This window comes from Kribbella antibiotica (assembly GCF_004349055.1).
GTDB lineage: Bacteria > Actinomycetota > Actinomycetes > Propionibacteriales > Kribbellaceae > Kribbella > Kribbella antibiotica.
On sequence record NZ_SMKX01000238.1, the window covers coordinates 1 to 9,645 of the forward strand.

At 67.5% G+C, this 9,645-nt stretch carries 9 protein-coding genes; 4 read left to right on the plus strand and 5 right to left on the minus strand.

Going from position 1 to position 9,645, the window contains the following annotated elements; all coding sequences use genetic code 11:
- Positions 1 to 320: 320 nt before the first annotated feature.
- On the minus strand, positions 321 to 2,342 hold the full coding sequence (locus E1263_RS40720; RefSeq protein WP_132177548.1) for an NADPH-dependent 2,4-dienoyl-CoA reductase: 2,022 nt from the start codon (positions 2,340 to 2,342) through the stop codon (positions 321 to 323).
- Positions 2,339 to 2,878, minus strand: coding sequence for a PadR family transcriptional regulator (locus tag E1263_RS40725; RefSeq protein WP_132177550.1), 540 nt, complete (start codon positions 2,876 to 2,878; stop codon positions 2,339 to 2,341). The genes E1263_RS40720 and E1263_RS40725 overlap by 4 nt, the downstream gene beginning before the upstream one ends.
- A gap of 130 nt (positions 2,879 to 3,008) precedes the next feature.
- On the opposite strand from E1263_RS40725, the gene E1263_RS40730 reads away from it, so the two are divergent.
- The 3 genes from E1263_RS40730 to E1263_RS40740 all read left to right on the plus strand — a co-directional run bounded on the left by E1263_RS40730 (position 3,009) and on the right by E1263_RS40740 (position 6,031).
- Positions 3,009 to 3,512 carry a cation:proton antiporter regulatory subunit gene (locus tag E1263_RS40730; protein WP_238162026.1) on the plus strand — a complete coding sequence of 168 codons (504 nt, stop codon included), beginning with the start codon at positions 3,009 to 3,011 and terminating at the stop codon, positions 3,510 to 3,512.
- A 5-nt stretch (positions 3,513 to 3,517) separates the two neighbouring features.
- On the plus strand, positions 3,518 to 4,735 hold the full coding sequence (locus E1263_RS40735; RefSeq protein WP_132177552.1) for a cation:proton antiporter: 1,218 nt from the start codon (positions 3,518 to 3,520) through the stop codon (positions 4,733 to 4,735).
- A gap of 156 nt (positions 4,736 to 4,891) precedes the next feature.
- Positions 4,892 to 6,031 (plus strand): acyltransferase family protein, encoded by a 1,140-nt coding sequence (locus tag E1263_RS40740; protein WP_132177554.1) that lies wholly within the window; start codon positions 4,892 to 4,894, stop codon positions 6,029 to 6,031.
- A gap of 9 nt (positions 6,032 to 6,040) precedes the next feature.
- On the opposite strand, the gene E1263_RS40745 is transcribed toward E1263_RS40740, so the two are convergent.
- Genes E1263_RS40745 through E1263_RS40755 form a run of 3 tightly spaced genes read right to left on the minus strand, consistent with a single transcriptional unit; the run spans position 6,041 to position 8,531 of the window.
- Positions 6,041 to 6,526 carry a methylated-DNA--[protein]-cysteine S-methyltransferase gene (locus tag E1263_RS40745; protein WP_132177556.1) on the minus strand — a complete coding sequence of 162 codons (486 nt, stop codon included), beginning with the start codon at positions 6,524 to 6,526 and terminating at the stop codon, positions 6,041 to 6,043.
- Positions 6,523 to 7,056 carry a GNAT family N-acetyltransferase gene (locus E1263_RS40750; RefSeq protein ID WP_132177558.1) on the minus strand — a complete coding sequence of 178 codons (534 nt, stop codon included), beginning with the start codon at positions 7,054 to 7,056 and terminating at the stop codon, positions 6,523 to 6,525. The genes E1263_RS40745 and E1263_RS40750 overlap by 4 nt, the downstream gene beginning before the upstream one ends.
- A 2-nt stretch (positions 7,057 to 7,058) precedes the next feature.
- A complete protein-coding gene (locus tag E1263_RS40755) occupies positions 7,059 to 8,531 on the minus strand; it encodes an AlkA N-terminal domain-containing protein (RefSeq protein ID WP_132177560.1) in 1,473 nt (490 codons plus the stop codon).
- 152 nt (positions 8,532 to 8,683) lie between these two features.
- Between E1263_RS40755 and E1263_RS40760 the strand changes: the two genes are divergently transcribed.
- Positions 8,684 to 9,424 (plus strand): SDR family NAD(P)-dependent oxidoreductase, encoded by a 741-nt coding sequence (locus E1263_RS40760; protein ID WP_132177562.1) that lies wholly within the window; start codon positions 8,684 to 8,686, stop codon positions 9,422 to 9,424.
- Positions 9,425 to 9,645 lie beyond the last annotated feature (221 nt).

The following is a 9,645-nucleotide window of genomic DNA, read 5'->3' on the forward strand; positions in this document are numbered from 1 at the left end:
GGGCTGACCCACAGTCTTGTGGGTTGGCCCACCGCATGCGATTAGCCCACCCACAACCCCATGGGCCGGCCCACCAAACGCAGGAGACCGGGACCTCGCACGACGCCCGACGCATCCGCCGACCACCGCCCCAGCGCAGCGGGGACCGCTCGCCCGGCAACCCCCGTCCACGCAGTTCGGACGGGCTCCGACCGTCGCCCATTTGGTGGGCTGACCCATCTCCTTGCGGGTGGGCCAATCGCATGCAGTTGGCCCACCCACAAGCCGGTGGGTCCACCCATCAAACGGCGGGAGGCGGGGACGGGTGGTGCAGGTCCGGGTCAGAGGGTTAGAGCTAGGCGGGTTGCCTGGTCGATGGCTCGTTTGGCGTCCAGCTCGGCGGCTACGTCGGCGCCGCCGATGATGTGAACCGGGCGGCCGGGGGTGGTGAGGGCGTCGGCGAGGTCGCGGACGGATTCTTGGCCGGCGCAGATGACGATGGTGTCGACCGCGAGGGTGCGGGGCTTTTCGTGCTGGGGGCCGAAGGTGAGGTGCAGGCCTTCGTCGTCGATGCGTTCGTAGTTGACGCCTCGGAGCTGCTCGACCTTCTTGTTCTTGAGGGCCGCGCGGTGCACCCATCCGGTGGTCTTGCCGAGGCCGGCGCCGATGCGGCCGGGTTTGCGTTGCAGGAGGTAGACCTGGCGGGGCGAGGCTTCGGGAGCTGGTACGCCGAGGCCTCCAGCAGCGACCGTCGGGTCGGCGACGCCCCACTCGGCTTTCCACGCCTCGAGGTCCAGCGTCGGCGACTCAACCGTGGTGAGGAATTCGCTGACGTCCACGCCGATCCCGCCGGCGCCGATCACGGCGACCGTGGCACCGACCGGTTTCCCGTCGCGCACGACCTCGGCGTACGAGAGGACCTTCGGGTGGTCGATGCCGGGGATGGACGGGACCCGCGGTACGACGCCGGTCGCGAGGATGATCTCGTCGAAGCCGGCCAGGTCTTCGGCGGTGGCGCGGTGACCGAGGTTCACTTTGACGCCGGTGATTTCGAGGCGGCGCCGGTAGTAGCGGATCGTCTCGGCGAACTCTTCCTTGCCGGGGATCCGGCGGGCGATCCCGAACTGACCGCCGATCTCCTCGTCGGCCTCGAACAGCTCGACGCGGTGACCGCGCTCGGCCGCAGTGACGGCGGCGGCCAGCCCGGCTGGACCGGCACCGACAACCGCGAGGTGCTTGACCTTGCGGGTCGGCAGGAGCAGGAGTTCGGTCTCGCGAGCCGCGCGGGGGTTCACCATGCAGCTCGCCTTCTTCTTGGCGAACACGTGATCCAGGCAGGCCTGGTTGCAGGCGATGCAGACGTTGATCTCGTCGGCCCGGTCGTCCGTTGCCTTGCGCACCCAATCCGGGTCGGCGAGGAACGGGCGAGCCATGCTGATCAGGTCGGCATCACCACGAGCGAGCACCTCTTCGGCAACCTGCGGCAGGTTGATCCGGTTCGAGGTGACGACCGGGATGCTCACGTGCGGCTTGAAGGCGGCCGTCACACTCGTGAACGCGGCGCGCGGCACGGACGTGACAATGGTCGGGACTCGCGCCTCATGCCAGCCGATCCCGGTATTGATGATCGAGGCGCCGGCCGCTTCGATCTCCTTGCCCAGCGCAACAACCTCGTCCCAGCTCTGCCCGCCCTCGACCAGATCGGCCATCGAGAGCCGGTAGATGATGATGAAGTTCGGGCCGACCTTCTCCCTGGTACGGCGGACGATGTTGACCGCGAGGCGGCGCCGGTTCTCCGCACTACCGCCCCACCGGTCAGTGCGCTTGTTCGTGCGCTCGGCGAGGAACTGGTTGATGAAGTACCCCTCCGACCCCATGATCTCGACCCCGTCGTACCCGGCCTCCTGCGCCAGCGCGGCACAGTCGACGTACGCGTCGATCTGCTTTCGGACGCCGCGATCGGACAGCGCGCGGGGCTTGAACGGGTTGATCGGCGCCTTCAACGCGGACGCGGAGACGCTGAACGGCTGGTACGAATAGCGGCCGGCGTGCAGGATCTGCAGCGCGATCCGACCACCTTCCTCATGTACGGCGTCAGTCAGCTTGCGGTGCTTGCGAGCCTGGCGTCGCGAGTTGAGGATCGACCCGAACGGCGTGAGCCAGCCGGCCCGGTTCGGCGCGTAGCCGCCGGTCACGATCAGGCCGACGCCGCCGCGCGCCCGCTCGGCGAAGTACGCCGCGAGCTTGGGCAGATCGCTCAGCCGATCCTCAAGACCGGTGTGCATCGACCCCATGATCACCCGGTTCGGCAGCACCACGTGGCCGAGATCGAGCGGCTCCAGCAAGTTCGGGTAAGCGGTCACGATTCCTCCTGGAGGGCGTCGGTCACTTCGTCACACCAGGCCACGAACGACTCCTCAGCGCGGATGCCACCGCGGAGGACGAGGTACTGGTGCAGTTCGCGGTCGTGCAGCTTGGCGGGCTTGGGGAAGTCCTTGGCCTGGATCCCCCGGTAGACCTCGAGGCGGGTGGCGTGCTCGGCCCGGTGCCGCGCAACCTCACGCAGTACGGCGTCGACGCCCCCGATCGAGGCAGCCCGGAGCTTGACCCCGAGGGCGTCCCGCAGGATCGCGACCTCACCGGGCTCGGCGATCCAGCGGGTGAGCTCGGCGCGGCCGCCGTCGGAGACCCGGTAGACCTTCTTGTCCGGGCGGCCCTCCTGAGCGACCTCGGTGTGGGTGACCCAGCCGGCCTCGTCCATCCGGCGCAGCACCCGGTAGATCTGCTGGTGGGTGGCCGGCCAGAAATAGCCGATGGACCGGTCGAACCGCCGGGCCAGCTCGTAGCCGGAGCCGGTCCGCTCGGTCAGCGATACCAGGATCGCGTGTTCCAGTGCCATGAACCGACCATACCTATGCAGCTAGGTGCAGTGCACCTGGTTGCATCACAAATCACAGCTGCCCGCCCCGGACAGGCTTGTCAGGACCTGAGACAATAGTTGCAGACGCCATCTATTTCACAGCGCCATTGTGAAGACAGGGATCACCATGGACCAGCAGGCCCACCCGACCAAGACGACGTTGCCCGGGATCGGCATCCGGTACGACCTGGTCACCACCGGCGGTAAACACGTGTCGATCGTGGTGCGCAACGACGGCCGCCGCTTCCTCGGTTTCCACGATCCCGAAGACGACGACGCCTGCACGAACACGGTCCCGCTCGACCCCGGTGAAGCGATAGCGCTGGCGAACCTGCTGATCCCCGAACAGCTCGACCCGGTCCGGAACGAGATCGAGATCGACCTCGTCACCGAACACATCCCGATCACGGCCAAGTCGCCGTACTGGGGCCGCACGCTCGGCGACACCCAGGCCCGCAGCCGGACGGGCGCGTCGATCGTCGCGGTCCTGCGCCGTACTGGCGCGACCCCGTCGCCGACGCCGGACTTCCGGTTCGCGACCGGCGACACGCTGGTTGTCGTGGGGACGCGTGAAGGTGTGGACGCTGTGGCCGACTTGATTGCGGGAGGGTGAGATAGATGCACGAAGACATCACCATGCTGTTGATCGAGCTTGGTGCAGTAATCCTTGCCCTGGGCATCCTCGGGCGAATCGCGAGCCGCTTCGGATTCTCGCCGATTCCCCTGTACCTGCTGGCCGGACTAGCCTTCGGTCACGGTGGATTGTTGCCGCTGGCAGCGAGTGAAGAGTTCGTTGCCACCGGCGCCGAGATCGGCGTCATCCTGCTGCTGCTGTTGCTCGGCCTCGAGTACACCGCGTCGGATCTGGTCACCACTCTCAAGACCCAGTACCTGTCAGGGATCGTCGACTTCGTCCTGAACGCGCTGCCAGGCGCAGCGGTTGCACTGCTGCTGGGCTGGGGCCCGGTTGCCGCGGTCGCACTCGGTGGCGTCACGTGGATCTCGTCGTCCGGTGTGATCGCGAAGGTGGTCGGCGATCTCGGTCGGCTCGGTAACCGGGAAACGCCTGTGGTGCTGGGGATTCTGGTCCTCGAAGACCTTTCGATGGCCGTCTACCTGCCGATTCTGACCGCGCTGCTCGCCGGTGTCGGACTGGCCGGCGGCAGCATCACGCTGCTGATTTCACTTGGCACCGTCAGCATCGTGCTCTTCCTTGCACTCCGGTACGGGCGCGTGATCAGTCGCGCGGTGTCGTCGGACAACCCCGAGATGCTGCTGCTCGTCGTACTGGGTCTGACGCTCCTGGTCGCGGGTATCGCGCAGCAACTGCAGGTGTCGGCGGCGGTCGGCGCGTTCCTGGTCGGGATCGCCTTGTCGGGCGAGGTCGCGCACGGTGCGCGGAACCTGCTCAGCCCGCTGCGGGACCTGTTCGCCGCAGTGTTCTTCGTCTTCTTCGGCCTCAGCACCGACCCGCGGGCGATTCCGCCGGTCTTCGCGATCGCGCTTGGACTGGCCGTCCTGACCGCGCTGACCAAGATCGCCACCGGCTGGTACGCCGCTCGCCGGGCCGGCGTGAAGTCGGCCGGACGCTGGCGTGCCGGTGGAACGCTGGTCGCGCGTGGCGAGTTCTCGATCGTCATCGCCGGTCTTGCGGTCGGCGTGGAACCACAGCTCGGGCCGCTGGCAACGGCGTACGTGCTGATCCTGGTCATCCTCGGCCCGCTGGCCGCCCGCTACACCGAGCCGATCGCGAAGCGCTTCACCAAGAGCAAGCCGCCCGCCCTCGAGGCCCCGGCGGTCGAGCGCCTCGACGACACCGCCAACAGCGCGTCCTGACCGCCCAACCGGAGCGCCCGCGATCATTTCGCGGGCGCTCGGCAACTTTTCGGCGCCCGCGGACCTCTAACGGAAACCTGCCGAAGCGGTCACCGCCTGTGAGCCGTGCGACTGGCACAATGCTGCCCGACGGCCAAGCTGAAGGGCGGACGACCGATGGCTTTGCCGGCAACCGGCCAGCCGATGTGCCACACCAGGTACCTGGCTCTACGGCGGTTCCCCGCCCTCGACGGGCTGCGCGCCATCGCTGCGTTGATGGTGGTTTTCGCGCACAACAACGGTCCGCACTGGCTGCAGGGCTGGATCGGCGTCCAGCTCTTCTTCGTGGTCTCCGGCTTCCTCATCACCACGCTGATGCTCCGCGAGGAGGATCGCTCGGGACAGATCTCGTTCCGGGACTTCTACCTCCGCCGGGTGTTCCGCATCCTGCCGGTGTATTTCGTGGTTCTCGCAGCCACCCTGCTCGTCCAGCTGGGCCGAGGCGTCCTGACCACCAGTACGCCGGGCTCCGAGCTGCCGCTGTACCTGTTCTTCTTCAACGAATTCGGCCACGGCGGCATCTACGGGCAGTCCTGGTCGCTGGGAATCGAGCAGAAGTTCTATCTGCTCTGGCCGCTGCTGGCCTTCGCGACGATCATCGCCCAGCGCCGGGCGAAGACCGGTCTGCGGATCGGCATCACCATCGCGCTGATGACCCTGTCGATCGCCACCGTGCCGCTCACGCTGGGCGGCGATCCCCGGGGCTGGCCTGCGCACTACTTCAGCATCCTGATCGGCTGCCTGGTGGGGATCCTGTTCCACCACCCCAAGGGCTTCGCGCTGTTCCGGCCGCTGACCCGTCCGTGGGTCGCATCAGCCGCGGTCGTCCTGTTCGTCGGCGCCCACCTGTCGATCTCGGTGACTGCCAACTTCATTGATCGTCATGACGTGTTCGGCGACATCCCGCACCTCTTGCCGATCACACCCCTGTACGCCGTACTGGTCGCGCTGTTGCTGTTGCCCGCGCTGCTCGCCGACGCGTTGCCGCAGCGGCTGCTGTCCTTCAAGCCCATGGTGTATCTGGGCGAGCGGTCCTACTCCATCTACCTGGTGCACAACCTCGCGCGCCTGCTCGCGGACTATCTCTGCAAGCTGGTCGGGCTGGACATCACGAAGGGCCCGCTGATCTTCTTCGTGACCGCGACGCTGGCCGTCGGGATGGCGCACTTCTGCTACCGCTGGGTCGAGTTGCCGATGATCGAGGCCGGCCGCCGGGTGATCCGGCGGCGGAAGAACGATCAGGTCCTCGCGGCCTAGAACAGCGGCCTAAAACAGGACGTCGCCGCGTTCGTGGTCGAGGAGCGCCTGCTTGTTGTGCAGGCCGCCGCCGTAGCCGGTGAGGTTTCCGGTCGAACCGACCACGCGGTGACAAGGAACGATGATGCTGATCGGGTTCTTCCCGTTCGCCAGACCGACCGCGCGGGACGCACCCGGGACAAGGCCGAGCTCGCGGGCGATCTCGCCGTACGTGGTGATGACGCCGTACGGGATGGCTTTGAGGGCTGTCCAGACGCGTTGCTGGAAAGGCGTTCCGGCCAGATAGAGCGGTACGTCGAAGGTCGTGCGGCCGTGGTCGAAGTACTCGGTCAGCTGCTCGGCGACCGCGGGGAGCACGGAGTCGTCGCGGCTGCCGAAGGTTTCGATCGGCGGTTGATGACGGTGCTGCTCCATGTAGAGGCCGGCCAGTTCACCGGCGTCGGTCGCGACGAGGGTGAGCGGGCCGACGGGGCTGTCCATCACGGCGTAGGTCATCGGCTGATCCGATAAAGAACGTGGCGCTGCAGGCGGTGGCCGGCCGGCAGCCGCGGGTGATCGAAGTCGCCGGCCTCGTCGCGGATCATGCCGATCTTCTGCATGACGCGCTGGGACGGGAGATTGGTGGTCGCGGTGAAGGACAGGATCTCTTGCAGGCCTGCCGGGCCGAACCCATAGGCGAGGGCCGCTCGAGCCGCCTCGGGCGCGTAGCCGTTGCCCCAGGCACCTTTTGCCAACCGCCAGCCGATCTCGACGCCAGGCAGGAACACGGCCTCGAAGGTCGGGATCGAAAGACCGGTGAAGCCGATGAACTCGCCGGTCTCGCGCACCTCAACCGCCCACAGACCCCAGCCGTGCTCCGCGATCGCGGCGGAGGCTCGGTCGATCAGCGCATCGCTGTCTTGCCGCGACACGACGTTCGGGAAATGTTCCATCACCGCCGGGTCCGCATTCAGCGCGGCGAACGGCTCCCGGTCGGAGTCGCGCCACTGCCGCAGCACCAGCCGGTCGGTGGTCAGGTCGGGCATTTCTACTCCTGGTTCTGCGGGATCTTGTTGATTGCGTGGTCGCCGGTCGCCCAGAGGTACTGAACTGCGTACGCACGCCACGGGCGCCAGGCTTTGGCATGCTCAGTCAACGCTTTAGGGGCCTCAGGCAACCCCAGATCGCGAGCTGCATAACGGATTCCGAGATCGCTGGCAACGAACGCATCCGGGTCGCCGAGGGCGCGCATGGCGATCGACTCGACCGTCCAGGGGCCAATGCCAGGGAGCGCGGCGAGCTGTTCGCGGGCGCGATCCCAGTCGGCGCCGGCACCGAGGTCGATCTCGCCGGCCGCGAGAGTTGCGATCAGGGTGGTCAGCGTCGTACGGCGGGATTTCGGGAAGGCCAGGGATTCCGGATCGAGCCCGGCCAACGCTTGCATGGTCGGGAACAGATGGGTAAGCCCGCCCGTCGGGTCCTCGATCGGCTCGCCATGCTGGAGAACCAGCCGGTGCGCGTGCGTCCGAGCTGCCGCGGTCGACACTTGCTGCCCAAGCACCGCCCGTACGGCGAACTCTTCGCCATCGACCGTATGAGGGACCCGGCGGCCCGGCGCCTTCGCGACCAGCGGGGCGAGGACGGGGTCGGTGGCCAGCAGTTCGTCGACCGCGATCGGGTCGGCGTCCAGGTCGAGCATCCGGCGGCAGCGACTGATCGCGATCGCGAGATCGCGCTGGTCGGTGAGGCTCAACTGGCAGGCGATGTGGTCGGGCATCGGCTTGAGCGCGACGACGCCATGACCGTGCGGGAGACGCAGCGTGCGGCGGTAGTAGCCGTCGCGCCACTCCTCCACACCCGGTACGCCGGTTGCGATCAGATGGCCGAAGAGGTTGTCCGGCGTCAGGGGCGCGCGGAACGGGAGCCGGAGCGAGATCGTGCCGGGCGCGACTGCCGCCGTACCGCGTCGTCCTCTGAGGTCTGTTGGGGAAAGCGCGAAGACCTCTTGGACGGTTTCGTTGAAGGTGCGGACGCTGGAGAATCCGGCAGCGAAAGCGACATCGGCCATCTGAAGGTCGCTGGTCTCGATGAGGAGTCTTGCCGTTTGGGCTCGTTGCGCGCGGGCCAATGCGAGCGGGCCGGCTCCCAGCTCGGCCAGGAGTTGGCGCTGCACCTGGCGGACGCTGTAGCCGAGCTGGGTAGCGAGGCCCGGTACGCCGTCGCGGTCGACGACGCCGTCTGCGATCAAGCGCATCGCTCGGGCGACCAGGTCAGCGCGATCGTTCCACTCCGGTGAGCCTGGGCTCGCGTCTGGGCGGCAGCGTTTGCAGGCGCGGAAACCGGCCTGTTGAGCGGCCGCGGCACTCGGGTAGAACTCCATGTTCTTGACCTTCGGCGGCACCACCGGGCAGCTCGGCCGGCAGTAGATCCGGGTGGTCAGGACGGCCGTGAAGAACCAGCCGTCGAAGCGTGCGTCCTTCGACTGCACTGCCCGGACGCATCGCTCTCTGCACTCGTACACGTCCCCAGCATCCCCTGCCGCACCGACAGTCTCTAGCGGTTTTGCGCCATCAAGGTGTAGCGAACAGTTGTCTATTAGCGGAAAGGCGACGTCGGTTCCTGGTGTCGTATTCCCGCCGGATCGCCGTCGCTCGATCGCCTGAACTAGACCCCATGAACGCATTGACGAACAAGTATGCAGTGGTCACTGGCGGCAGCCGCGGTATCGGCGCCGCCACCGTCATCGCCCTCGCCGAGGCCGGCGCCGATGTCGCCTTCACCTACAACAGTTCCGCGGACGCGGCGGCCGCTGTCGTGAAAGAGGTGGAGCGGCTCGGTCGCCGTTGCTTCGCCATCGAAGCTGATGCCGCCGACGCTGCGGCGGTAGCGAACGCCGTACGGGAGGCTTTTGCTTCGCTCGGCGGGCTGGACATCCTGGTGAACAACGCGGGCGTCGGCGCGATCGGGCCGATCGACGGGTTCGGATTGGCCGACATCGACCGGGCGATCGCCATCAACATCCGGGCCGTGTACGCCGCCAGCCAGGCGGCCGCACCTCTGCTGGCGGATGGTGGCCGGCTGATCCACCTGGGCAGTTGTGCCGCCGCGCGGGTGACCGGGCCCGGGATGACGCTGTATGCGATGACGAAGGCGGCGCTGGTCGGGTTGAGCAAGGGACTGGCCCGCGAGCTCGGCGACCGGCACATCACGTCGAACGTCGTTCAGCCTGGTCCGATCGACACCGACATGAACCCGGCCGACGGCCCGTACGCCCAGCCGCAGATCGACCACCTGGCCATCAACCGCTTCGGCACCCCAGCCGAGGTCGCCGCGGCCATCACTTACCTGGCCGGGCCGACCGCTGGCTACCTCACCGGCACCGAGCTGACCCTCGACGGCGGGCACGCGGCATAGGCGGCGTACATAAGGACTGTTAGTAGTCCCGCACAGCGCCCGCTCGTCAGCGGGTCCACGCCTCAGCGGACCCTCATTTCGCCCACTAGTAACAGTTCTTCTGTACGCATCCTGTCGGTGGGCGTGGCTAGCGTCAGGGCATGCGTTATTCGATGACGGTGGGAGCGGTCGGGGCTGGGCGGGATCCGCGCGGGTTGGCGGAGTTTGCCCGGGTGGCTGAG